Below are 23,907 nucleotides of genomic sequence, written 5' to 3'. Positions count from 1 at the left end.
TTTACTGTCCTCCCTTCAATACTTTTAGCTGGACGCCAGCCTGACGGATGGCATCTTGAGCACCTACTAGCGCTGCTTTTTCACCTGACAAGACCACCACCAATTCTCCAACAGGAGTGCCATCGAGAATTTCGATATTTCCATAGAGGATATTGGCCGTTACTTGGTAATGTTTGTACAATTCATTCAAAAGTGGTTCGTCTGTCGAAGCCCCTGCATACTTGAGCTGCACTAAGATACTGTTCTCAGATAAATGTTCTACGATTTCTTGCTTCTCAATCTTAACCATGGCTTCGTCAATACCTGTTGCAGTAGAGATGAAGTCTTGGGTCAAAGGTTGTTTAGGGTCTGAGAAGATTTCAAGAACACTTCCTTCTTCAATCAAACGGCCATCCTGCATGACCGCCACACGGTTGGCAATGTCTTTGACAATCTGCATTTCATGCGTAATCAAGACAACGGTCAATCCTAATTTTTGGTTCAAATCTTGCAACAAAGCCAAAATCTGCTTAGTTGTCTTAGGGTCAAGGGCAGACGTTGACTCGTCTGAAATCAAGATTTTTGGATCATTGGCCAAGGCACGCGCAATGGCCACACGCTGTTTTTGTCCTCCAGATAGTTGTGACGGATAGTTTTCTGCACGATCAGCCAAGCCAACCAAGTCCAACAACTTGGCTACTTTAGCTTTCTTTTCTTCCTTGCTGAGTCCAGAATGTTTAAGGGCAAAGGCCACATTCTCCTCGGCCGTTTTCTGGCTCATAAGATTAAAGTGTTGGAAAATCATCCCGATATCTTGACGTTTCCGACGTAACTGCTCCGCCGTCAAAGTGACCTTACCATCAAAAATGACATCGTTATCAATGGTAATTTTCCCAGCAGATGGCTTTTGCAAGAGGTTAATCACCCGTACAAGGGTTGATTTCCCTGCTCCAGAATATCCAACGATTCCGTAGATATCCCCCTCTTGGATGTGAATGGTCACATCCTTGACCGCTGTGATGGTTCTCTTCTTTTGGTGAAAAGTCACATCAATCTGATCTAACTTGATAATATCTCTACTCATAGCTTCTAATCAGCTCCTCTACTAATTCAATATGGGTGTAGTAATCGGCGATTCGCACGTTTTCATCTCCACCATGGTCTCGGCTATTGGCATTTCCTAGACCGAAGGCCACCATGGGTACCTCTAAGGCGTCAAAGACCGTATGCATGGGCCCTGTCCCCGCTGTGGTCGGCAAGACTGAAACGCCCTGTGGATAGAATTTCTTGGCCAACTCGATCACATTGAGAATTGCTGGCGCGCTCATATCGCTTCGATAGCTCATCTCTCCCAAGGTATAGTATAATTCTACCTTATCAAAGCCATTTTTGTCTAGCTGTTTCCGAATTTTTTCCAGAACATCATGCGGTTCTAGGCCAGGAACCAAACGAACCTCTAGCTTAGCACTGGCTTCTGCTGGCAAAATCGTTTTAACCCCTTGCCCTTGATAACCTGACTGAATCCCTTCGATATTAAGGGCTGGCTCGAAAAAGAAACGTTTTAGAAAGGCTGCACGTTCCTCTTGTAAGAGAGGCAATTCCAAGCCATAAATGCGACTGATTTCCTCAGGATTGCGTTGGGCGTAAGTATCCACCAAGGCTAGTTCTCGTTCATTTGGCTCTTGAACATCCTCGTACAAGCCTTCTACTAAGATACGTCCATCTGCTGCACGTAGACTACTTAAGGCCTGGATAAGATACCATGGAGCTGATTCCACGACACCACCATAACTCGAGTGGATATCCACATCCGCACTTTTTACCTTGGCATCAAAGGTCACAATTCCCTTGTTTCCGCCAGAGATTTCCAGCTGTTCCAAGGCGTTCTTGGTCCCTTGTTCCCAGACTAGCAAGTCCGCTCCACGAAGTTTGTCTGCGTGTTTCTCTAAATACTTATCTAGATCCATGGAAGCAGATTCCTCTGCCCCTTCCATGATAAAGCTGATATTGACAGGGAGGTCATCGTGGTGCTGCATATACTTTCTCAAAGCACTCAAACGAGCTGTGATGTGGCCTTTGTCGTCGTCAACCCCACGCCCATACATAAAACCATTGCGCACAGAAAGGGTAAAAGGATCCTCTGTCCATACTTGGTCGCCATCCGCTGGCACGGTGTCATAGTGATTATAGAAGATCAAGGTCTTGGCATCCGGACGTGAACTCTTGAAATGCGCCATGACAAAGGGAGCCGTGTAGCTCTCATCAATCTCCACTTCAGCCCCCACACGCTTGAAAATCTCACCCAGATAGTTTGCGACTTCCTTGAGTCCAACCTGCTGGGCAAAGACTGATTTCTTGGAAATTAAGGTGCGCAAGACTTCAAAATAATGTTGGGCAACATGATCCTTTTCAAATTTTTCAATCTGCTCTTGTTCGCTAGGAAAAACCATTTTCTCTCTCTTTCTACTACGTACTTGCGTCCTTGGAACGACCACAAGTGCCTCTTTAAAATCAACTCTCTATACAAAAGCAAGAGGTGGAAACTCTCTCCCACCTCCCTGTGTCTTATTACCAAACTGGTTGATCCAAACCGTCTGATGTTTCTTCGATAACTTTTTTCACTTCATCAGTGTGGTAAGCTGCGATAATTTTCTTGATGGCATCAGCCTTAGGTGATGACTCCCAATCTTTTTTCGCAACAATGATGTTGTACCATTGTTTTGAGTTTTCATCAGCTTGTTCCTTGAAGAGTGCTTTCTTGTAGTCCAATTTTGCTTCTGTAACGAAGGTATTGTTTACAACGGCAGCATCAACTGATGACAATGAACGAGCTGTTTGGCTAGCGTCCAATTCAGTAATCTTCAAGTTCTTTGGATTTTCTGTGATGTTAGCAACTGTTGCAAGTGCAGTTCCAGAAACATCCAATTTGATCAAACCAGCTGATTGAAGCAAGTAAAGCGCACGGCTTTCGTTTGTTGCATCGTTTGGTACGGCGATTTCACCGTTATCTGGGATTTCTTCCACTTTAGTGTACTTGTTTTCTTCCCCATTTTTACCTGAGTAAAGACGGATTGGTGAGATGTAGGTATCTGCAATCGCTACAAGGTCTTTCCCGTTTTCTTTGTTCCAGTTGTTCAAGAAGTTGTAGTGTTGGAAAGCGTTCAAGTCTACTTCGCCATCAGCAGTTGCCTTGTTTGGTTGTGAATAGTCTGTGAACTCTGTGAATTCCAATTTAATTCCATCTTTTTCAACCAATTCTTGGATTTTATCCCAACGCGCTTCTTCAGAACCACTACGGTTAACTGTTGCAATTTTGACAACTGTTTCGTTGTCTGCTTTCTTTTCTGAATTTCCGCAAGCTGCAAGAGTCAAACCTGCGACTGTAGCAAGAGCTGCTACACCGAGCCATTTTTTAATTTTCATGATTCTATCTCCTTTAAAAATAATACCGTAATAGTATCTCATACTTTATTTGATTTAGCAAATTGTTATTAGATAGGCAGACATATAGTTTGAAACTATATACCTAAAAATTGAGAAATCATCCGTCTTTCTCAGACTGGATGATTTCATACGACTATTTAATATCAGCTTCTGCTGGGAGGTAAGTGTCTCCGAAGAACTGTTTAGACAATTTTTCAAGAGTTCCGTCTTTGTAGAGTTCTTGGATACGTTTGTCTACAAATGATTTCAACTCATCTTGACCTTTAGCAAGAAGTGGGTAAACGTAAGGTTGTTGGTCGCTTGGAAGTTCAATGACTTTCAAGTTGTCCAAACCTTGGTTCTTGATAACTGTTTCAACACCGATTTTATCAAAAATCTTGTAGTCAAACTGACCATCGCTCAAACGAGACATGATTTGTTGGAAATCAGCCTTGGTGTAGTTAAGAACAGTTGGATTGTCTGCGTGTTGTTTGTTATAATCTTCTAGCTGTTTAGCTGATGTTGTACCTTGAACAACCTCAGTAGACTTGCCTCCGATATCATCAAGTGATTTGATGCTGTCGTCGTCTTTCTTCACAACGAGAACGTTAGGGTTTTTAGCAGTTGGAGCTGCATAAAGGTACTTTTCAGCACGTTCTTTGGTATAGCTGATATTGTTCACAGCCATTTGATAACGGTCGCTATCAAGACCTGCAAAGACACCTGACCACTCTGTCTTTTCAAACTTGACATCGTATTTGTCAGAGTCTTTAAAGATAGCACGGACTACTTCAATCTCATAACCAGTCAACTCGCCATTTTCTTCGTAGTTAAATGGTTTTGGTGAAGCATTGGTTGCAACGATAATTTCTTTCTTACCAGATGCTGCTTCGCTAGTTGCAGTGTCTTTCTTATCTCCACCTGAGCAAGCTGCTAGTACACCTGCGGCAACAAGTCCTAGAGCAGCAAGAGATGAATATTTGACGATTTTTTTCATGTCGTTTCCTCCAAAATAGAATACTTTACTATCTTAACAGAAAATATTTTTTTTTGCCATTATATGATATCTATCTCGGTGATAGGTTTTTTTTATGGCTGACTAAAAGACCAGGCGCAAGACTGCAATCAAGACTACTCCAAAAAGAACCGTACCCACTAGATTGCGGTAGCGAAAGGCTACCCAAGCTGTTGGAAAGACTGCTAAAAAGTTCAGCCATTTGATTTGAGGAAGACTGCCAACCTTGCCAGTCACTACGCTTGAAAGGATCAAGGCAAAGATAATAGAAACAGGCAAGAACTTCAAAAACCGCTCGACGATAGCTGGCAACCCCTTGTACTTAACCAAGATGAAGGGAATCATACGGGGAATCCAAGTCACTAATCCAGAAAAGACGATTGCCATTAAAATATACTTACTGACCATCTAAGACCACCCCCATGGTACAACCTAGCAAGGTCGCAAACAGAACAGCTAGCGACTGAGACACCACTGTCAAGAGCAAAAAGAAAGACACCGCAACAACGGCTAGGATCCGCAGCAGATTGCGGACAGGAACCCGTCTTTGCATAATCTGAAATTGTGAAGTAAAAATCCCGATAAACATCCCAACAAGGGCAAAGTCCAAGCCAAAGACTTCAGGATTTGGAAGAAGGCCACCTAAAGCTGTCCCCGCCACTGTCCCAATAAACCAGGCTACATAACTATTGAGATTGTTCCCGTGCATCCACATAGGATGAACCTTGTCTGTATGGGCTAATTCGCCCATCAAAACTCCATAGGTCTCATCAGTCAAGAGGCTAGACATACTGATGTTTTGCCAGAGACTAGTATGACGGAAATAGGTCGATGCATGCAAGCTCAGCAAAAAGAGTCGCAAGTTGATTAAAAAGACAGTCATAGCAATGGCCGCAACAGGCGCTTGTACCGCAATCAGTGCCAACATGGCAAACTGGGCACTCCCAGCATAAACAAAGAGGCTCATCAAGCCCATCTCAACAGGTGTCACATAGGGCGCACCGATAATCCCACAAGCCAGACCAATGCTGACATAGCCAAGAGCAGTCGGCATGGCTGCCTGAACACCTTCCCAAAATCCTTTTTCTTTCATCCTTCTCCTCATATTCTCTCCAATTGAGGCTGTTCATCATCACAGCCACAGCACGGACTATTATAACATATTCAGGAATGAGAAAAAAGTTTCGGAATCGAAACTAAGTGCTAGCAAAAAGTGCTGAAGAGGAAGCATCATGGATACATGAGAAATTGATCCACTCGGATAGTATACTTATCGGTTTCTGTGTCTGTAGCATATTTATTTTCTGTTGGATAGACATCAACCCAGAGTTCCCACTGTTGTCCTTTTAACTTGATCTTGTAGCGATAACCGTCATCATAGAGGCCTACTGTCTCAGTTGTCATGGACTGGTAATCTGGGAGTTCTCCCAGTTCTTTTTTTACAGTCTGGGATAAGTTATCGAGCAATGCTTGCTGCTCAGCTTTTGAGGTAACGGGAAAATAAGCCTCTACTGTTTCCAAACGATGCGATTTTGAAAATGTAAAGGTCGCTCGGCCTGGATAGCCTTTCAAAGTAATCTGCTCATAGTGATAGAAAAGGCGACCTGTTTTATAGAAATACGGATCTTCTGCACGCCAAGTATCACGATAAGCCATTTCTGTTTCCTCAACCACTTTATCAGCTTCTCCAAATACTTCTTCAAAAGATTTAGGAGACATACCGAACGAAAGGGATTCAAACAAGACCAGTTGTGTCTTTTTGATATTCTGGCAAGCTGATAAAAGCATGAGTAAAGCTCCAATAACAAGCAAACTACTGATTATTTTTGTAAATTTCATATTTCTACTATACAAAAAAAGGGGAGGATTTGTCCAAGATAAAAGAGTCAACAATTAACTGACTCTTTATTCTATGGTATAGAAGGAAAGGATTACGATGCATGCCTCCGATATTGACTAATCCCAACCCCATACTCCTTATCTTCAAGTTTTTTATGATATCCAAGTTCTGTCGAATAAACCTCGACCCAGAGATCCTCCGTTTGCCCTTGTAATTTGACTTTATATTGATAAGAATCTTGATCTAGTCCTACCATTTCAACTGTCATAGACTGATAGTCTGGTAAAGATTCAATTTCTGTTTTTATAGCCTGCGATAGTTTGCCAAGTAGTTCTTTCTGTTCCATTTTTGAAGCAACAGGAAAAGAAGCCCTCGCTTCTTCCAAGGTATGCCATTTTGAAAACGTAAAATCTGCGCGGATAGTATAGCCTTCCCATCTCATATTTTCGTAATAGTAGAAAAGGCGACCTGTTTTATAGAAATACGGGTCTTCTGCACGCCAAGTATCACGATAAGCCATTTCTGTTTCCTCAACAACTTTATCAGCTTCTCCAAATACTTTTTCAAAAGATTCTGTGGACATATAAAAGGAAAGAGATTTAAACATGACTAACTGCGTACTAGGAAATTCCAAATTTTTAAAATTTTGGTAAGATTTTATAAATAAGATTATCACTCCAATAGCAAGCAAACTACTGATTATTTTTGTAATTTTCATATTTCTACTATACAAAAAAACTCTAGGATTGACAAACTTTAATAGAGTCGGATTTCGTGATTAGATTCTAAAATTACTTTTCATTTAAGGTAACAAGGAATTGAACAAGGACTATTATTAGATACTCGAGATAAGAAAAAGACTGGAGCGCCAGCCTTATCGTATGAACAAAAGTTAAATCAAAGTTCCCTACTAAATGCTCTCACGAATATTCAAGAGCATGACAAATGCGGTTAGGAGTAATAGCAATAGAATAAAGCTGACCGCTAGGGTCCCAAAACTTGTAGCAATCGTTACGAAAACGATTGTGAATAGACTTGGTAAAACAACCGTAATAGCACCAATAGAGGATTGAACCGCTCCCATTGACTCCTCAGGTATTTGTTTAAAGACGAGTTCTTGCAATCTAGGAGAGAGCAACCCTGCGATGAAGGCATCCAAGGAGCTGAAAAGCAGAATCAAGCCAAAATGAACTGTGGCAAATCCTACTAGAAGGAGTAACTGGATGACGACCGAAGCGTATAGAGCTGTTTTTATAGAAATCATATTTTTCAGATAGCCACTTACAAGGCTTCCGACAATAAGTGCTATCAATTCTAGTGTTGATAACAAAGCGAGTGATTGACCAGTTTGTAAATTCAAAAACGGTTGGTTTCTTAAAAAAAGAGTTGAAATAGGAACAGTGACATTGATCACAGCTTGGCTGATAGAGACGATAAATAAAATGAAGATCACTCTATCCATATTCCAGATCAATTTCGATGATTGGAACAAATGCTGGCAAAACGATTTTATAGAAAGACCTTCTTGATAGCTAATTGTTTTTTCAACTTTCAAAAGATCATTTTTTATGAAGAGAATACCTACAAATGCTATCAGAAACGTCAGAGCGTTTAGCAAGGAAATGAACTGAATGGAAAGAATTCCTAATAAAATCCCTCCTAGAATGTTACTGATTGTCCGAACTAAACTAACTGTTGATTGTTTAAAGCCAATGGCTTCTGTCAGATGTTCTTTCCCAATGATTCTTATAAAAATAGGAGTTAGCATGGCTCCTGAAAAGTAACTCAATGTATCTGACAAAAGGTTCATCAAACAAATAAAGAATACGAGCCATAAGGAAAAGGACTGCCCTGAAAGCGAAAGTGCCACTATAGAATAAAGTACAAATTTGACAAAACTAATAACCGTATACTTTAGAACACGATGATGTTGAAAGTCAGCCAAAACTCCAATAAAGATTTGCAGAACTTGAGGAACAGTCTCTGAAATCGTAATGAGTAAAATCGCCAAGGGGGCAAACGAAGCGTCTGCCACATAATTCAAAAAAGCAAGATAAAAAATCGTATCCCCAACCGTTGAAATCCACTGGTTGATGGTTAATTGCCTAAAATCTCTATTTTGAATAAATACTTTCATCGCAACTCCTTTTTGAATTCAAATGGGAACTTTTCCCCAAGAATAGACCGATATTGCTGAGCACCTAAAATTACAGCAACGGTAAAATCTGACCAATACCATTGTAGACTATGTGCAGTCCAATAGGCCAATAAATTGACTTAGTTACTCTAAACAAGACTGCAAATATGAGACCGCCACCCATATATACGAAAAAGTCTGTCAAGACCCAACCGTGGTTACTAATGTGCAAGATTCCAAATAAAGCAGCCGAACCGAGCACATCCAGTCCCCATTTCTTTCCTTTTTCCAGAGCGGTCATCACCAACCCACGATAAATTATCTCTTCAAAAATGGGACCTGCAATCACAGGATAGAAAAAATACATCAAAAATGCTGTAGCTCCTGTAAAAGTAGGAGCAGCATGTTGATAAGAAATTTCATTTCGAGTAGGTGGGAAAAGAAAAAAGGTAACGAAATTCCAAACAACAAAAGCAAGCAGAGCTAAAAAGGAATAAAAAAGATAGGAACCTCTAAATTTTCGACTGTTAATTTTCTGCCATTTACCTGACCAAACCATAACAATAATAGCAAGCAGAACCACAAGAAAATCCAACAGCATATCCGACAAATAATAGGCAAAGTCGGATAGACCAGCAGCTAGATCGCTATGTAAAAGCAAACGAATGAAGAACTGGTCAGCAATGACAAGTAAAACGGCTATAATAAAGTAGTAGCGTGAGATTATCTTTTTCATTCTATTTTCTCCTATACTATGAAATAAGGATAGTATAACACGGAAATCACCACATTTGAGAAAATCGCATATTTGACATTTTTTCTCATAGAAATATCTCATTTGCGATTGTGGACTAATTGATAAGCTCTTTGTATTGCTGCAAACGCAATTCAAAAAGGGCTGTTAATTGGGGATTTTCTAATACTTGCAGAGATTGGATAAAGTGTTCAATCTCTTTTTGATTGCTTCCCTTAGTTTGAAGGAATACACTCATCTTCTTTAAAAACTGCAATGATACTTTCTCAAAAACATCATATGGCCGGAGCATACTCTCCAACTCGGCCTCAAAGATCGGGATATAGGAAAAAAGTTTGCGCTCCATGAGCTCTGAGATGATATTAAGATAACCACTTTTCATATACAATTGATTGTGTACCAACTCTTTAAATTCCTTGGATTTTTCAAGTAAAGAGGTGGATAAAAAAATCAGATCTTGGTTACTCAAGAAGGGCATGGTATTGCAAAAAATATAGAGTTCAAACCAGGTCCAAGACTCGATAGCATAGAGGTAAGTAGTTAAAAACTCGCTATCCTCCTCTTCTAGCGGATACCTTTTATCTAAGGAATGGATAGCATCTTTGATCACAATAGCATTCAAACGACGATAAGTCTGTGCCATTTGTTCCTGCTCGACTTCCTCTAATAGTTTCTCTAAGCCTGCTATATCTTGATGGGCAAAACGATCCACAACCTTTCGACCAATTCGCATATGTGGTGATTCTTGATAGTTGTTAAGCTTGTGTCCAAACTCATCAAAGGTCACATTTATCGCTTGGATAGCTAGAATCAGCTTATCTGCAGACAGCATAGACTGTCCCAGTTCAAACTTGGATAATTGGGATGCTGTCAGGCCCTCACAAGCCACATCTGACTGCTTGAGTTTTCTTGCCAGGCGCAATTCCTTGTAAAATTCTCCCAATTCCATTCTCTCAATCATCTGGCCACCTCCTAATTTTTACATATTATATCATCATTTTTACAGCTTTGTCAAAATATTCTGACATTTTCCGGAGTAAAAAAGCCAGCCTCAAGCTGACTCTTTATTCCATAGTATCAAAGGCGAGGCTTGGTTTGGCGTTGAGGTCCAAGCCTGCAAAGTTTTCTTTATTCCACTCGCTGACGCTGGCATAGGCAATCATACCTGCATTGTCTCCGCAAAGGCGTAGAGGTGGGATGATAACCTTGACATCTGTGATCTCGGCCGCCAGACGTTCTCTGAGGCCTCTATTGGCAGCCACGCCACCTGCTACAACTAGAGTTTTAACAGGATATTTCTCCAAGGCCTTCTTGGTTTTGGTCATAAGAATATCCATGACCGCAGCTTGGAAGGAAGCTGACAGATCTTTCTTGGACAAGCTTTCTCCCTTTTGCTCGGCATTGTGGTGAAGATTGATAAAGGCAGACTTCAAACCTGAAAATGAAAACTCCAGATTATCTTCCTTGATCATGGCACGAGGGAAATCATACACATCCTGTCCCTGATGAGCCAACTCGTCAATCTCGCGACCTGCTGGATAAGTCAATCCCATGACACGGCCGACCTTGTCATAGGCCTCACCAACCGCATCATCCCGCGTTTCTCCAACAATCTTGTAATCCCCAGCCTCTGACACATAGACCAACTCTGTGTGCCCACCGCTGACCAAGAGAGCTAGCAAGGGAAACTCCAAAGGCTCCACACTCTGAGCCGCCATAAGGTGACCAGCCATGTGGTTAACGGGGATCATCGGAAGTCCATGAGCCCAAGCAAAAGCCTTGGCAGCTGACAAACCAACTAGCAGTGCTCCGACCAATCCAGGTCCATAAGTAACGGCAACGGCTGTTACATCCTCTTCGGTAATTCCTGCTTCTGCTAGCGCCTCCTCGATGCAGGCTGTAATAACCTCGACATGGTGACGACTGGCTACTTCTGGCACTACGCCCCCAAAACGTTTGTGACTCTCAATTTGACTCGCAATGACATTGGACAAGAGCTCATCATCGTTTTTCAGTACGGCGACACTGGTCTCATCACAGGATGTCTCAAATGCTAAAATATATCTATCCTTCATCTATTTCTCTCTTCATGATGATGGCATCCTCGACTGGGTCATGGTAGTAGGCCTTTCGCTCAGCGATGACTGCCATCTTTTCTTTCTTGTAAAATGCTTGCGCTCGTTGATTTGACTTTCTGACTTCGAGGAAAATCTCCTTATCCGCTGGCAATTGAGCAAACAAGGCTGACGCAATTCCCTGACCCTGATAGCTAGGCAGTACAGCAATCTGCAAGACTTCTGCTTCAAAGAGATTCTCCTGAACGGCTAGAAAGCCAATCACTTCTGCCCCATCATAAGCTAGAGCGTACCAAGTCTGGTCTTGGGACAGGTCTGCTTGGATTTGTTCCAGTGCCCAAGGACTGACTGGGTAAACTGTTACCATAACAGCGTAGATTGCTTGAGCCAGGTCAGGCTGTCTTTGGATTCGTTTGATTTCTATCATAGACGTTTAATGTAGGACTCACCAGACTCGGAGTGGTTCTTGAGCCAATTTTCCTCAGCTTCAACACGTTTGAGGTAATTTGGCACGAAGTCGTGCAAGGAGTCTTCTTTCTTGTCCCATGCCCAAAGAGCTAGATTAGCTGCATTAGGTAAGCTTTCTTGGTAACTAGCTTGTGGTAGCTGTTCTTGGATCTGCTCCACAAAGGCTCCAACTTCTCCAACAAAGGTCACCTGGTCAGCATCCTTGACCTGCTCTAGCACTTCCGCAAAGGACAGGTGCGCTTCTGGCAAGACAGGCTTAGCATTTTCATAGAATCCTGCATAAACATTGTTGCGACGCGCATCCATCAGGGGAACAAGTAAGCCTTCTTGTTGGCGTGGCACCAGAGCCAAGAGGCTAGACATGCCAACCAACTCAATGTTCAGGGTATGAGCCAAGGTCTTGGCAGTTGCTACCGCGATTCGTAAGCCAGTATAACTACCTGGTCCTTCAGCTACCACGATTCGATCCAAGTCCTTGGGCGTCATGTCCAGACTCGACATCAAAAAATCAATGGCAGGCATGAGGGTAATACTGTGATTTTTCTTGATATTGACCATAGTCTCGGCAAGAACTTGCTTATCCTCTAAAATGGCTAGAGAAAGAGCCTTGCTGGACGTATCAAAAGCTAATACTTTCATAACACATTCCTATCTTTTTGTCTGTTTACTATTATACTACAAAAGCCAGCGCATGGGAATTTTCTTTGTTTTGAAACAAAAAGGTTCGCCACTTAGACAAAAAGAAGTGTAAATAAGTCATATATGCCTTAACTCGATTTTCGACGTTAGAAATCATCGTCATAACAATAAAGATAGCACCTAAAAATAGAAAAATCCATCCCATCTATCAAGACGAGGTGGATTTTCTGTATATCTAGAGGAATAATTGACTTTAGGCATTTAAACCAAAGTAGAAAACGAGCCAGACAACATAGGTGACCAGGAGGAGAAAAATTGAATAGAGCGTCACAAAAGCAAGCTTCCAAAGGAATTTTGTTTTGCGGTGTTCCAGATGCACAAACAGGGCATTCCCCCCATAGACACAAGCTACAAAGACTACAAACATCAAGAGGCGAACCCCTACTGCAAATTCAAACAAACTAAACATTCTTAATCCTCCTTTTGGTATTCCTTTTTTTATTTAAACTGTTGACAATGTTGTTCTATCAATGTTAAAATGTAATTCAACATTGGTAGGAAAATCAGGTTGAGTCGTTGACTCTTCGGGTTGCAGTGCTATCCCTGAAACTTTGGTTTCTAAAGAACTGAAATTGCGATTGAACAATTCGCCCCCAGCGTTTGACGGTTCTTGACTTCGGTCAGGAGCTTTTTGATGCTTTTAAAGTTGATTCCCTCAGTGAGTTATAGTAAAGTATAAATATCGAGAGGATAACATAGGGCGACTGGTGACAGAGCGTTCAGTTGGTTATCTTCGTTAAAAGCGTAAATGATTTTTTTGATTGGCAAATCTATCTAAATATTGTTGTGCTGACCGTTGCAAAGCATCCGCATACTTATTTAAAGTCCTTATATCCGTATCTTCAGGGTATTTGTAGCCACCACGCAACCGATAACTTGACTTTACTGACTTGTCAATGTTAAAATATAATTGAACATTGGTAGGAAAATCAGGTTGAGCCTTTGGCTCTTCAGGCTGTGGTGCTGTCCTTGAGGGTTCGCCTTCTAAATAACCGGAATTGCGATTGATTAGTTCGCCCCCAGTGTTAGATGGCTCTTGACTTTTGTCAAGGGCTTTTCCTTGCCCGTTCAGTAAGCACTCCACTCCATGCTATGTCTACATCGTTATACTTATAGATTGACTTCTTAGCTGAGTAGATGATAAAATAGGGGAAGGTTGAGATTTGGTCTGACTTGGTGACAAGTCTTTCAAAGGTTGTAATTCAATCACTTCAGGTAATGGTGCTGCCCCTTGAGCTTGCTCAGAAAGATCCCTTAATTTTGTCTCAGCCTTTTTGGTTGCTCTCGAGATTTCTCAAGAGCTTTTTCTTTTTTCAAAGATATCATTCGGTCCCAACCATCCACTCCAACGATTAATGAAACTAGAACTGTATTCTTCCTTAAATCTACTATCTCTTTAGATTCCCCCTTTAATTATAACACCTAAGTGCTCTCCGACCAAATCCTACCTGTCTTTTTGTTCCTTCTTCCCCTCCCGACTTTCTCCATTTCCGTCTTTTACTAATTTTTCATTTTGTGGTATAATTGAAATAATTGTAACGAATCAAGGTCAATCTAGACACAAAATGGAATGAAATCAAGCAAATCTCTGCTAAAAGTTTGGAATAAGCTGACCTGTAAATAGAAAGGAACTATATGATTTACAAAGTTTTTTATCAAGAAACAAAAGAACGTAGCCCACGTCGTGAAACAACACGCTCACTTTACCTAGACATCGATGCCAACTCAGAACTTGAGGGCCGTATCGCTGCTCGCCAACTTGTCGAAGAAAACCGCCCAGAGTACAATATCGAATTTATCGAACTCTTGTCTGACAAATTGCTAGATTACGAAAAAGAAACTGGCGCTTTCGAGATTACGGAGTTCTAATATGGCCTATACTCTTAAACCTGAAGAAGTCGGCGTTTTTGCCATCGGTGGTCTGGGAGAAATCGGGAAAAACACTTACGGAATTGAATACCAAGACGAAATTATCATCGTCGATGCTGGGATTAAATTCCCAGAAGATGACTTGCTGGGTATTGACTACGTTATCCCTGACTACTCTTACATCGTGGACAATATCGACCGCGTCAAGGCTGTTTTGATTACACACGGACACGAGGACCACATCGGTGGGATTCCCTTCCTGCTCAAACAAGCAAATGTCCCTATCTACGCTGGACCGCTTGCCTTAGCTTTAATCCGTGGAAAACTCGAAGAACATGGTCTCTTGCGCAACGCCAAACTTTACGAAATCAACCACAATACTGAGTTGACCTTTAAAAATCTCAAGGCAACTTTCTTTAGAACAACCCACTCCATTCCAGAGCCTTTAGGGATTGTCATTCATACTCCTCAAGGGAAAATCGTTTGTACGGGTGACTTTAAGTTTGACTTTACTCCAGTTGGAGAGCCTGCAGACTTGCACCGTATGGCTGCCCTTGGTGAAGAAGGTGTGCTCTGTCTCCTCTCTGACTCGACAAATGCGGAAGTGCCAACCTTTACCAACTCTGAAAAAGTCGTTGGCCAGTCCATCATGAAGATCATCCAAGGCATTGAAGGACGTATCATCTTTGCATCCTTTGCCTCAAATATCTTCCGTCTCCAACAAGCAACAGATGCCGCTGTTAAGACTGGACGCAAGATTGCGGTCTTTGGTCGTTCTATGGAAAAGGCCATTGTCAATGGGATCGAGCTTGGCTACATCAAAGCTCCTAAGGGAACCTTTATCGAGCCAAATGAAATCAAAGACTACCCTGCAGGCGAGGTTCTTATCCTTTGCACGGGTAGTCAAGGGGAGCCGATGGCAGCCCTCTCTCGTATCGCTAACGGAACCCACCGTCAGGTGCAACTCCAACCCGGCGATACCGTTATCTTCTCTTCTAGCCCAATCCCTGGAAACACCACTAGTGTCAATAAGCTGATTAACATCATTTCTGAAGCTGGTGTCGAAGTCATTCACGGAAAGATTAACAATATCCACACCTCTGGGCACGGCGGTCAGCAAGAGCAAAAACTCATGCTCCGTTTGATCAAGCCCAAATACTTCATGCCTGTTCATGGTGAATACCGTATGCAGAAAGTCCATGCTGGACTAGCGGTGGATACTGGTGTCGAGAAGGACAATATCTTTATCATGAGCAATGGTGATGTGCTTGCCCTTACTGCTAACACTGCTCGTATCGCAGGTCATTTCAACGCCCAAGACATCTATGTCGATGGCAATCGTATCGGTGAAATCGGTGCAGCCGTCCTCAAAGACCGCAGAGACCTATCCGAAGACGGTGTCGTACTTGCAGTCGCAACTGTTGACTTCAAATCTAAAATGATCTTGTCTGGTCCAGATATCCTCAGCCGAGGCTTTGTCTACATGAGAGAGTCTGGCGACTTGATTCGCCAAAGCCAGCGCATCCTCTTCAATGCTATTCGTATCGCATTGAAAAACAAAGATGCTAGCGTGCAGTCTGTCAATGGTGCCATTGTCAACGCTATTCGTCCTTTCCTCTATGAAAATACAGAACGTGAACCGATTATCATCCCGATGATCCTCACACCAGATGAAGAAGATTAAATAATCATTTGTCTCGCACCTCACGGAGCGAGACGGACTAATAGTCACATAATCAACAAAACAGCCCCGACGTTCGGAGCTGTTTTTCTCTATGCTTTCTTTTGAGATTGAAACTCAATAAAAATCGAAATCAGACTAGAAGGCTAGGCAAAAGCATAACTCAAGTTAGCTCCCATAGTTCGGGGAACTATGGGAGGTTGTAGATGAATCAAAGCCAAGCTTTGAACTCATTCGTAAGAAGCCAACGACGTATCATTTTGATTTTTGAAGAGTTTTAGAAATACTACGATTTTTACCTTCCAAATACACCATCAAAATAGAAATATCTGCTGGGTTTACTCCCGAAATACGGCTAGCTTGGCCGATGGTTTCTGGATTGATCAGTTTGAACTTCTGACGGGCTTCTGTCGCAATCGAGTCAATGTCATCCCAATCTATATTGGCTGGAATGCGTTTTTCTTCCATGCGTTTCATCTTGGCAACCTGATCCATGGCTTTGGAAATATAGCCTTCGTACTTGATTTCTGTTTCAATCAATTCGATAATCTTGTCATCCAAGTCCTCAGCAGCTGGTCCGATGAAGGCCACCACATCTTGATAAGAAACTTCTGGGCGACGGAGGAATTCCTTGGCTGTCACCGCATCAGTCAATGGTTTGAAGCCCATCTCCTCAACCTTGGCATTGGTTTCCTTGACTGGCTTGAGTTTGATACTGTCTAGGCGCTTCATCTCATTGTCAAATTGATTTTTCTTGATTTCAAAACGAGCCCAGCGTTCATCGTCAACAAGCCCAATCTCACGTCCCATCTCAGTCAAACGCATATCTGCATTATCATGACGGAGGATGAGACGGTATTCTGCACGACTGGTTAAGAGACGGTAAGGTTCAATGGTACCCTTTGTCACCAAGTCGTCAATCATCACCCCGATATAGCCGTCACTGCGCTTCAAAATCAACTCAGGCTTGCCTTGGATTTTCAGAGCGGCATTGATACCTGCGATAATCCCTTGGCCAGCAGCTTCTTCGTAACCTGATGTTCCATTTGTCTGACCAGCTGTGAAAAGGCCTGAGATTTTCTTGGTTTCCAGAGTCGCACGCAATTGATGAGGCAAGACCATGTCATACTCGATAGCATAACCAGTTCGCATCATTTCAGCATTTTCCAAACCTTTGATGGAATGAACCAGCTCGCGTTGGACATCCTCAGGCAGACTGGTTGAAAGTCCTTGAACATAGACTTCCTCTGTATTGCGTCCTTCTGGTTCAAGGAAGAGCTGGTGGCGTTCCTTATCGGCAAAGCGCACAATCTTGTCTTCAATCGATGGACAGTAACGAGGGCCCACTCCCTTAACCACACCTGTAAACATAGGCGCACGGTGGAGGTTATTTTGGATAATCTCATGACTGGTGCCATTGGTGTAGGTCAACCAGCATGGCACTTGGTCCTTGACATAATCCTCATCGCGCGAAGTATAAGAGAAGTGATTTGGTGCCTCGTCCCCTGGTTGAATCTCTGTAACATCGTAGTTGATAGAAGAAGCCTTGACACGTGGAGGCGTTCCTGTCTTGAAACGACCAATTTCAAGCCCCAGTTCCTTGAGATTATCAGCTAGGTTAATCGAAGCTAGACTGTGGTTTGGTCCTGACGAGTACTTGAGGTCCCCAATGATGATTTCCCCACGGAGGGCAGTCCCTGTCGTCACGATAACGGCCTTGGCAGCATACTCTTGATGGGTAGCTGTACGCACACCGACAACTTTGCCATCTTCCACCAAAATCTCATCAATCATGGTTTGACGAAGGGTCAGATTCTCTTGATTTTCAACTGTCTTGCGCATTTCCTTAGAGTAAAGCTCCTTGTCAGCCTGCGCACGAAGGGCACGAACGGCTGGCCCCTTCCCTGTGTTAAGCATCTTCATCTGAATGTAAGTCTTGTCAATGGTCTTGGCCATCTCGCCACCGAGGGCATCGACTTCACGCACGACAATCCCCTTGGCAGAACCACCGATTGAAGGGTTACAAGGCATGAAAGCCAGCATTTCAATGTTGATGGTCGCAAGCAATACCTTGCAGCCCATACGGCTAGCAGCTAGAGATGCCTCCACCCCAGCGTGCCCCGCACCGATTACAATAATATCGTATTCTTCCGTAAAATTATAAGTCATTTTCTCTCCTATTCCTCAAGATGAATGTGTCTTAGTTGGCCGTCCCAATCTGGCAGGGCTGTTTTTAGAAAGGCTGGGACTAGTTGGAAATCCTGAAGCTGGTCCAAGTCAATCCACTCACAAGGCTGCCTTTTCTCATCTTCCTGCATGGTCAATGGGGCATCCTCAAGCAAGTCCACCAGATAATGAAACTCGATGTTGTGCCAATAGACACCATCTTCTTCAAAACGATTTTCAACAACAAAAGCTAGTTGCCCAGCTTGAGCTTCGACACCCAGTTCTTCCCTCACTTCACGGACTACCGCTTCTTCCGTGCTTTCATTGACTTGAATCGCACCGCCGATAGTGTAATACTTGTCCTTATCTTTGGTAACTAGGAGCTTGCCATTTTGGAGAATCAAGGCTGTCGCCCGAACGCCAAAAACAGTATTCCCCACTTTTGTCCGAAAGTCTTGTTGAGTCATTTTTGTCCTTTCCTCTAAACGACACAAAAACAGTCAAAACTCCAAAGAAGTGCAGGACAAAAAGCCTGCAACATCCATGAGCTTTGACCATCATTTCTATTGCTTTTATTATTGTAGCAAATTGAGAAAATTTGTCAATCTAAATGTACTGACAAACTTGTCCATCTCGATAAGCATTGTCAATCAGGCCACCACCTAGGCACTCTTCGCCATCGTAAAAGACAACTGCCTGTCCTGGTGTGATGGCGCGTTGCGGTTCCGCAAAGATAACTTCTGCCTTATCTCCTTTGACATGTACTGTCACCTTAGAATCAGGCTGACGGTAGCGGAATTTAGCCGTACAGTCTAGCGTAAATTCCTCTGGCATGTCACGAGTAAAGTGAACCTGACTGGCCTCTAGGCTGGTTGACATGAGCGAGTCATGGTAGAAACCTTGGCCGACATAGAGGATATTCTTGCTTAGGTCTTTTCCGACAACGAACCAAGGGGCATTGTCACCACCGTGTTGCCCACCGATACCGAGACCGCCACGCTGACCAATCGTATAGTACATCAGGCCTGCATGCTCACCCATATCGCGACCATCCACAGTCATCATGCGACCAGGCTGGGCTGGCAGATAGTTGCTGAGAAAGTTTTTAAAGTTCTTTTCTCCGATAAAGCAAATCCCTGTCGAGTCTTTCTTCTTAGCAGTCGCAAGTCCTGCTTCTTCTGCGAGTCTGCGAACTTCAGGCTTTTCCAAATGTCCCAATGGGAACATGGTTTTTTGGAGTTGTTCTTGCGAAAGTTGACTGAGGAAATAGGTCTGGTCCTTCCCATTGTCCACGCCACGAAGCATGTGAACGATGCCATCCTCATCACGCGCCACTCGGGCATAGTGCCCAGTCGCTACATAGTCTGCACCCAAGGTCATGGCATAGTCCAAAAAGGCCTTGAACTTGATTTCCTTGTTGCACATAACGTCTGGATTTGGCGTGCGTCCTGCACGGTATTCCGCTAGGAAATATTCAAAAACGCGGTCCCAGTACTCTTTTTCAAAATTGACAGAGTAGTAAGGAATGCCGATCTGGTCTGCCACCGCAGCCACATCCTTGTAATCTTCGGTCGCCGTACAGACGCCGTTTTCATCTGTGTCATCCCAGTTCTTCATGAAGATACCGATCACATCGTAGCCCTGCTCCTTGAGCAAGAGAGCCGTCACCGACGAATCAACACCACCACTCATCCCCACGACAACACGTGTTTTAGAGTTATCACTCATGGTAAGTCTCCCATCTATTCGTTTATTCATACCCTTCAAAATTCTATTCATTATAACTTTCAATAGAATTTCTTTGAGTATCGTCTTTTCGTTTGCTTTTAGGAGTAAAATGGTCTGGGAGACCATTTTAGCCTATCATCTTAAAATGAAAATATGATAGGCAACGAGTCGCAGGCATAACTTGAGTTCGCTCAATCAGTCCGGGAGACTGATTGAGGTTATAAATCAAACAAGCTCAGCTTGCATCTCATTTCGAGTTAACGACGTAATAAAAGATAAACGAAATGACTAATTCACGATTGAAGGTCGTGTGTGCTTAACGATTGAAGGTCGCTTGAGCAGTATTCATTATAACACGCTTGGTTGGAGAAGACAAGAAAGAGGCTGATAAATCATCTCAACCTCTCTTTCTTACTTTACAAACGAATCAATTTTCCCCTTTAAGTTCTTTCTTCGCTTGTTCTATCTGGAATTTCACTTGCTCAAAGCCGGTTCCTCCTAAGGAATTCCGTCTCTGAACAGCAGTTTCTGGGCGCAAGTAGATATAAATATCCTCTTCAATCAAGGGATGGTAGGCTTGCAACTCCTCCAAATCCCAATCTTGGATATTTTTACTATGCTTGATAGAGTCTAGAACCAATTTCCCTACTATTTCATGCGCTTCTCTAAAGGGGAGGCCTTTTTCAGCCAAATAATCTGCCAGTTCGGTCGCATTCGAAAAATCATTCTCTGTAGATTGCTGCATTTTGGCCTTATTAACCTGCATGCTCGATAGCATACCTGCCAACACATCCAGAGAATTTAAAATCGTTTCTACTGTATCAAACATACCTTCCTTGTCCTCTTGCAAATCCTTATTATAGGCCAGAGGCAAAGATTTCATGACGGTCAATAGTCCAAGCAAGTTCCCGTAAACCCGTCCTGTCTTCCCTCGAATCAATTCGGCCATATCAGGATTTTTCTTCTGGGGCATGATAGACGAACCCGTTGAAAAGCTATCAGACAAGCTAATGTACTGATACTCAAAACTGCACCAATTGATGATTTCTTCACAAAAACGACTCATATGCATCATCAACATGCTGGCATTTGACAGAAACTCCAAAATAAAATCACGGTCACTCACGGCGTCCAAGGAATTGGTATAGGGGTGTTGGAAGCCCAATAAACCACTCGATAATTGACGATCGATTGGAAAAGTTGTCCCCGCCAAGGCAGCCGCACCCAGGGGAGATAGGTCCGTATGTTTCAAGTTGAATGCAAAACGCTCGCTATCCCTTTGAAACATATTGTAATAAGCCATGAGATGATGGGCAAAACTAATCGGTTGAGCGTGTTGTAAATGGGTATAGCCTGGCATAATGGTTTCCACATGTTTTTCAGCCAAATCCAACAAAACACTGTTCAGATTCGCCAACTTATCCAAGACATGGCCAAGCTGCTCCTTTAGATATAAGTGCATATCCGTTGCGACTTGGTCATTACGAGAACGAGCCGTGTGCAATTTCCCAGCCAGAGGACCAATTTTCTCTGTCAGCAACACTTCCATATTCATATGAATATCTTCATTTGCAATATCAAAATGAAGCTCTCCCGCCTCTAAATCTCGCAACAAAGCTTTCAGACCATCTTGGATCTGCTCCGCCTCTTCCAAGCTCAAAATGCCAGTCTGTCCTAGCATTTGAACATGAGCCAGGGAGCCCATCAAATCAAATTTTGCCAGCTGGTGGTCAAAGGAAATACTCGCACCGAACTGTTCTACCCACTCTTCCACAGTGCCTTCAAATCGACCACCCCATAATTTTGTATTTTTCGGCATATCCTGTCGTCCCTTTCTATCGCATCACTACTCAACATTTTTCTGAACTTCTGAATAAACCTTAGTCGGAAGCCCCCAAAGCTTGATAAATCCAACAGCCGCATCTTGGTCAAAGGTATCCGCACTGGTATAAGTCGCCAAATTTTCATCGTAAAGAGAATTTGGAGATTTCCGAGCCACTACCTGGGCGTTCCCCTTATAGAGTTTAACTTTTGCAGTTCCATTGACAACTTTCTGTGTCTCCTTGATATAGGCAATCAAAGCCTGAGTTGCTGGGCTAAACCACAAGGCATTATAGATGAGATTGGACAACTCATTTTCGATAATGGGTTTGAAATGAGCCACTTCTCTCACAAGAGTCAAGTCTTCAATTTCCTTATGAGCTGCCAATAAAGTCACAGCGCCTGGGCACTCATAAATCTCTCTTGACTTAATACCGACTAGACGATTTTCCACATGGTCAATACGACCGACACCGTGTTTACCCGCAATTTCATTTAGCTTTTGAATCAAAGCCGCCACTTTCATCTTCTCACCATTGAGGGAGATGGGCACCCCGCAGCTAAACTCAATGTCAATAAATTCTGGACTGTCTGGCGCCTCTTCCGGCGAAGATGTGATTCCAAATGCTTCTTCTGGCGCTTGGTTCCAAGGGTTTTCCAAAACGCCACATTCATTTGCACGACCCCAAAGATTTTGATCGACAGAGTAAGGATTGTCAAGGTCAGCTGGAACTGGGACGCCATTTGCTTTGGCATATTGGATTTCTTCTTCACGAGACCATTTCCACTCACGAACAGGCGCAACTACTTTTAAATTGGGATCCAAAGCCGCAATAGAGACTTCAAACCGAACTTGGTCGTTTCCCTTACCTGTACAACCATGGGCAATTGTGGTTGCCCCCGTCTGATGAGCTATTTCAACGAGTTTTTTTGAAATAAGAGGGCGACTCAGAGCAGATACCAAGGGATACTTCTGTTCATAGTAGGCATGAGCCTGAAGGGCCACTAAAACATAGTCATTAGCAAATTCTTCCTTAACATCAATGACATAAGACTCAACAGCCCCAACCTTGAGAGCTTTATCATGGATGAACTCCAAGTCTTTTCCTTCACCCACATCCATACAAACAGCGATCACATCATAGTCTTTTTTTAACCATGTAATAGCAACCGATGTATCCAATCCACCTGAATAGGCTAAAATAACTTTTTCCTTACTCATTTCTCTTCCTTCTTTCTATTTTTCGATAGAGGCTTTAAAAGCATCGTCAATCAATTTGTCCAACTCCCCAGAATCCTTCAACTTCTGGATGGTTTTATCAACCGCTTCTTTCAATTCCTTACTATCTTTTTTCATCGCAACAGCGTAGGAATCTTCTTTGTCATTGTCAAAATCAAACTCAGCGATAGCTAGGTCTGGGTTATTCTCTACAAAACCTTTCGCCACTGGCTCCTCAAAGATAACCGCATCCAGTTGCCCTGATTTCAAATCTGTTATCAAATTTCCATTTTTAGGAAGTGAAACGAGAGAAGAATCCTGCAAGGTTTCTTTAGCCAGAGTTTCCTGGATAGAACCTTTCTGCGCTCCAACCTTTTTCTGAGCCAAATCCTTGACTGATTGGTAATTCGTTAATTCAGATTTTCTTACGATAACCTTATTTTTCGAAGTGTAGTAGGGAATTGAAAAATCGTAAACTTGACTTCTCTCCTCCGTTTTAGAAACACCTGATATGGCAAGATCGGCCTTTCCTGAATCAAGACTAGCCAGTACATTGTCAAAACTCATTGGAGAGAACTCCACTTCTACACCCAGTTCCTTTGCGATGGCTTTGGCTAGCTCAACATCTGAACCTACAATCTGATTTTTCCCATCAACCAATTTCTGGTATTCGAATGGAGCAAACTCTGGATTTAGGGCCACCACCAATTTTCCTTTAGCCTTAATGGCTTCAACACCTTGAGATTGAGTGTTACTACAAGCAAATAATAAGGGAAACATAAGCAAACCAAACATCGTCATCAACACCTTCTTCACTTTATTCATAGAAAAGCCTCCTTTTATTTTTATACTTTATTATTGTATAAATAATACTCTTCTCGTTCTCGTTTGTCAAGGAAAAACTGTATTTTATTTCATTTAAATCAAGAAAAAGCTTATTATATGATATATTTTTACATATAATAAGCTTATTTATACTATTTGAGTTTTAAAACAATTTGAAGAATTTAGTCGAAATTATACAAACAGAGCA

At 42.6% G+C, this 23,907-nt stretch carries 24 protein-coding genes; 2 read left to right on the top strand and 22 right to left on the bottom strand.

Translation table 11 applies throughout. From position 1 onward, the window contains the following. Position 1 precedes the first annotated feature (1 nt). From D8844_RS07465 to D8844_RS10535, 16 genes are all read right to left on the bottom strand, one after another. Entirely contained in the window at positions 2–1,063 is a 1,062-nt protein-coding gene (locus tag D8844_RS07465) for a methionine ABC transporter ATP-binding protein (protein ID WP_125423105.1), read from the bottom strand. Beyond that, complete coding sequence (locus D8844_RS07460) at positions 1,056–2,429, bottom strand: M20 family metallopeptidase (RefSeq protein WP_049478951.1); 1,374 nt, start codon at positions 2,427–2,429, stop codon at positions 1,056–1,058. The genes D8844_RS07465 and D8844_RS07460 overlap by 8 nt, the downstream gene beginning before the upstream one ends. Before the next feature lie 118 nt (positions 2,430–2,547). Further along, positions 2,548–3,402, bottom strand: a complete 855-nt coding sequence (locus D8844_RS07455) for a MetQ/NlpA family ABC transporter substrate-binding protein (protein ID WP_000694533.1) — start codon at positions 3,400–3,402, stop codon at positions 2,548–2,550. Between the two features lie 154 nt (positions 3,403–3,556). Continuing rightward, positions 3,557–4,399 carry an amino acid ABC transporter substrate-binding protein gene (locus tag D8844_RS07450; RefSeq protein WP_000724967.1) on the bottom strand — a complete coding sequence of 281 codons (843 nt, stop codon included), beginning with the start codon at positions 4,397–4,399 and terminating at the stop codon, positions 3,557–3,559. Between the two features lie 102 nt (positions 4,400–4,501). After that, complete coding sequence (locus tag D8844_RS07445; protein ID WP_125423102.1) at positions 4,502–4,825, bottom strand: branched-chain amino acid transport AzlD family protein; 324 nt, start codon at positions 4,823–4,825, stop codon at positions 4,502–4,504. Then, positions 4,815–5,510 carry an AzlC family ABC transporter permease gene (locus tag D8844_RS07440; protein WP_125423099.1) on the bottom strand — a complete coding sequence of 232 codons (696 nt, stop codon included), beginning with the start codon at positions 5,508–5,510 and terminating at the stop codon, positions 4,815–4,817. Before D8844_RS07440 ends, D8844_RS07445 begins: the two co-directional genes overlap by 11 nt. Before the next feature lie 137 nt (positions 5,511–5,647). Further along, positions 5,648–6,256, bottom strand: a complete 609-nt coding sequence (locus D8844_RS07435; protein ID WP_125423096.1) for a hypothetical protein — start codon at positions 6,254–6,256, stop codon at positions 5,648–5,650. Between the two features lie 92 nt (positions 6,257–6,348). Then, a complete protein-coding gene (locus D8844_RS07430; RefSeq protein WP_125423093.1) occupies positions 6,349–6,975 on the bottom strand; it encodes a hypothetical protein in 627 nt (208 codons plus the stop codon). A gap of 192 nt (positions 6,976–7,167) precedes the next feature. Continuing rightward, complete coding sequence (locus tag D8844_RS07425; RefSeq protein WP_125388574.1) at positions 7,168–8,394, bottom strand: MFS transporter; 1,227 nt, start codon at positions 8,392–8,394, stop codon at positions 7,168–7,170. Between the two features lie 70 nt (positions 8,395–8,464). Beyond that, the gene (locus D8844_RS07420; protein ID WP_125423091.1) at positions 8,465–9,130 is read right to left on the bottom strand and encodes a CPBP family intramembrane glutamic endopeptidase; all 666 of its coding nucleotides are present in this window, start codon (positions 9,128–9,130) and stop codon (positions 8,465–8,467) included. Positions 9,131–9,245: 115 nt separating this feature from the next. Beyond that, the gene (locus D8844_RS07415; protein WP_125423088.1) at positions 9,246–10,109 is read right to left on the bottom strand and encodes an XRE/MutR family transcriptional regulator; all 864 of its coding nucleotides are present in this window, start codon (positions 10,107–10,109) and stop codon (positions 9,246–9,248) included. A 103-nt stretch (positions 10,110–10,212) separates the two neighbouring features. Beyond that, positions 10,213–11,223, bottom strand: coding sequence for a tRNA (adenosine(37)-N6)-threonylcarbamoyltransferase complex transferase subunit TsaD (gene tsaD, locus D8844_RS07410; RefSeq protein ID WP_125423085.1), 1,011 nt, complete (start codon positions 11,221–11,223; stop codon positions 10,213–10,215). After that, entirely contained in the window at positions 11,213–11,650 is a 438-nt protein-coding gene (rimI, locus tag D8844_RS07405) for a ribosomal protein S18-alanine N-acetyltransferase (protein ID WP_000569857.1), read from the bottom strand. The genes tsaD and rimI overlap by 11 nt, the downstream gene beginning before the upstream one ends. Continuing rightward, complete coding sequence (gene tsaB / locus D8844_RS07400) at positions 11,647–12,330, bottom strand: tRNA (adenosine(37)-N6)-threonylcarbamoyltransferase complex dimerization subunit type 1 TsaB (RefSeq protein WP_125423082.1); 684 nt, start codon at positions 12,328–12,330, stop codon at positions 11,647–11,649. Before tsaB ends, rimI begins: the two co-directional genes overlap by 4 nt. A 253-nt stretch (positions 12,331–12,583) precedes the next feature. Next, a complete protein-coding gene (locus D8844_RS07395) occupies positions 12,584–12,799 on the bottom strand; it encodes a hypothetical protein (protein WP_000492029.1) in 216 nt (71 codons plus the stop codon). Between the two features lie 327 nt (positions 12,800–13,126). Then, a complete protein-coding gene (locus tag D8844_RS10535) occupies positions 13,127–13,474 on the bottom strand; it encodes a hypothetical protein (RefSeq protein WP_260467548.1) in 348 nt (115 codons plus the stop codon). A gap of 551 nt (positions 13,475–14,025) precedes the next feature. On the opposite strand from D8844_RS10535, the gene D8844_RS07385 reads away from it, so the two are divergent. After that, positions 14,026–14,259, top strand: a complete 234-nt coding sequence (locus D8844_RS07385) for a DNA-dependent RNA polymerase subunit epsilon (protein ID WP_000639581.1) — start codon at positions 14,026–14,028, stop codon at positions 14,257–14,259. A 1-nt stretch (position 14,260) separates the two neighbouring features. Then, a complete protein-coding gene (rnjA, locus tag D8844_RS07380) occupies positions 14,261–15,943 on the top strand; it encodes a ribonuclease J1 (protein ID WP_125423079.1) in 1,683 nt (560 codons plus the stop codon). 252 nt (positions 15,944–16,195) lie between these two features. On the opposite strand, the gene mnmG is transcribed toward rnjA, so the two are convergent. The 6 genes from mnmG to D8844_RS07350 form a co-directional block, all read right to left on the bottom strand. Continuing rightward, positions 16,196–18,109 (bottom strand): tRNA uridine-5-carboxymethylaminomethyl(34) synthesis enzyme MnmG, encoded by a 1,914-nt coding sequence (mnmG, locus tag D8844_RS07375; RefSeq protein ID WP_125415403.1) that lies wholly within the window; start codon positions 18,107–18,109, stop codon positions 16,196–16,198. An 8-nt stretch (positions 18,110–18,117) separates the two neighbouring features. Further along, positions 18,118–18,573 (bottom strand): NUDIX hydrolase, encoded by a 456-nt coding sequence (locus D8844_RS07370; RefSeq protein ID WP_185757678.1) that lies wholly within the window; start codon positions 18,571–18,573, stop codon positions 18,118–18,120. A 139-nt stretch (positions 18,574–18,712) separates the two neighbouring features. Beyond that, complete coding sequence (gene mnmA, locus D8844_RS07365; protein ID WP_070695960.1) at positions 18,713–19,834, bottom strand: tRNA 2-thiouridine(34) synthase MnmA; 1,122 nt, start codon at positions 19,832–19,834, stop codon at positions 18,713–18,715. Between the two features lie 427 nt (positions 19,835–20,261). Continuing rightward, a complete protein-coding gene (argH, locus tag D8844_RS07360) occupies positions 20,262–21,653 on the bottom strand; it encodes an argininosuccinate lyase (protein ID WP_125423073.1) in 1,392 nt (463 codons plus the stop codon). A 27-nt stretch (positions 21,654–21,680) separates the two neighbouring features. Then, a complete protein-coding gene (locus D8844_RS07355) occupies positions 21,681–22,877 on the bottom strand; it encodes an argininosuccinate synthase (RefSeq protein WP_125423071.1) in 1,197 nt (398 codons plus the stop codon). 15 nt (positions 22,878–22,892) lie between these two features. Continuing rightward, positions 22,893–23,699, bottom strand: a complete 807-nt coding sequence (locus D8844_RS07350; RefSeq protein ID WP_001045250.1) for an ABC transporter substrate-binding protein — start codon at positions 23,697–23,699, stop codon at positions 22,893–22,895. Between the last annotated feature and the right edge of the window lie 208 nt (positions 23,700–23,907).

This window comes from Streptococcus oralis (assembly GCF_003942875.1).
GTDB lineage: Bacteria > Bacillota > Bacilli > Lactobacillales > Streptococcaceae > Streptococcus > Streptococcus oralis_BX.
This window is presented reverse-complemented; position numbering and strand designations above follow the sequence as displayed.

Coding starts and splice junctions, on each gene's coding strand:
- mnmA (WP_070695960.1), bottom strand. CDS start 19,834: ATGAGTGATAACTCTAAAACACGTGTTGTCGTGGGGATGAGTGGTGGT.
- D8844_RS07460 (WP_049478951.1), bottom strand. CDS start 2,429: ATGGTTTTTCCTAGCGAACAAGAGCAGATTGAAAAATTTGAAAAGGAT.
- tsaB (WP_125423082.1), bottom strand. CDS start 12,330: ATGAAAGTATTAGCTTTTGATACGTCCAGCAAGGCTCTTTCTCTAGCC.
- D8844_RS07415 (WP_125423088.1), bottom strand. CDS start 10,109: ATGATTGAGAGAATGGAATTGGGAGAATTTTACAAGGAATTGCGCCTG.
- rimI (WP_000569857.1), bottom strand. CDS start 11,650: ATGATAGAAATCAAACGAATCCAAAGACAGCCTGACCTGGCTCAAGCA.
- D8844_RS07420 (WP_125423091.1), bottom strand. CDS start 9,130: ATGAAAAAGATAATCTCACGCTACTACTTTATTATAGCCGTTTTACTT.
- mnmG (WP_125415403.1), bottom strand. CDS start 18,109: ATGACTTATAATTTTACGGAAGAATACGATATTATTGTAATCGGTGCG.
- D8844_RS07385 (WP_000639581.1), top strand. CDS start 14,026: ATGATTTACAAAGTTTTTTATCAAGAAACAAAAGAACGTAGCCCACGT.
- D8844_RS07450 (WP_000724967.1), bottom strand. CDS start 4,399: ATGAAAAAAATCGTCAAATATTCATCTCTTGCTGCTCTAGGACTTGTT.
- D8844_RS07370 (WP_185757678.1), bottom strand. CDS start 18,573: ATGACTCAACAAGACTTTCGGACAAAAGTGGGGAATACTGTTTTTGGC.
- D8844_RS07435 (WP_125423096.1), bottom strand. CDS start 6,256: ATGAAATTTACAAAAATAATCAGTAGTTTGCTTGTTATTGGAGCTTTA.
- rnjA (WP_125423079.1), top strand. CDS start 14,261: ATGGCCTATACTCTTAAACCTGAAGAAGTCGGCGTTTTTGCCATCGGT.
- D8844_RS07395 (WP_000492029.1), bottom strand. CDS start 12,799: ATGTTTAGTTTGTTTGAATTTGCAGTAGGGGTTCGCCTCTTGATGTTT.
- D8844_RS07455 (WP_000694533.1), bottom strand. CDS start 3,402: ATGAAAATTAAAAAATGGCTCGGTGTAGCAGCTCTTGCTACAGTCGCA.
- argH (WP_125423073.1), bottom strand. CDS start 21,653: ATGCCGAAAAATACAAAATTATGGGGTGGTCGATTTGAAGGCACTGTG.
- D8844_RS07445 (WP_125423102.1), bottom strand. CDS start 4,825: ATGGTCAGTAAGTATATTTTAATGGCAATCGTCTTTTCTGGATTAGTG.
- D8844_RS07440 (WP_125423099.1), bottom strand. CDS start 5,510: ATGAAAGAAAAAGGATTTTGGGAAGGTGTTCAGGCAGCCATGCCGACT.
- D8844_RS07350 (WP_001045250.1), bottom strand. CDS start 23,699: ATGAATAAAGTGAAGAAGGTGTTGATGACGATGTTTGGTTTGCTTATG.
- D8844_RS07425 (WP_125388574.1), bottom strand. CDS start 8,394: ATGAAAGTATTTATTCAAAATAGAGATTTTAGGCAATTAACCATCAAC.
- D8844_RS07465 (WP_125423105.1), bottom strand. CDS start 1,063: ATGAGTAGAGATATTATCAAGTTAGATCAGATTGATGTGACTTTTCAC.
- D8844_RS07355 (WP_125423071.1), bottom strand. CDS start 22,877: ATGAGTAAGGAAAAAGTTATTTTAGCCTATTCAGGTGGATTGGATACA.
- tsaD (WP_125423085.1), bottom strand. CDS start 11,223: ATGAAGGATAGATATATTTTAGCATTTGAGACATCCTGTGATGAGACC.
- D8844_RS07430 (WP_125423093.1), bottom strand. CDS start 6,975: ATGAAAATTACAAAAATAATCAGTAGTTTGCTTGCTATTGGAGTGATA.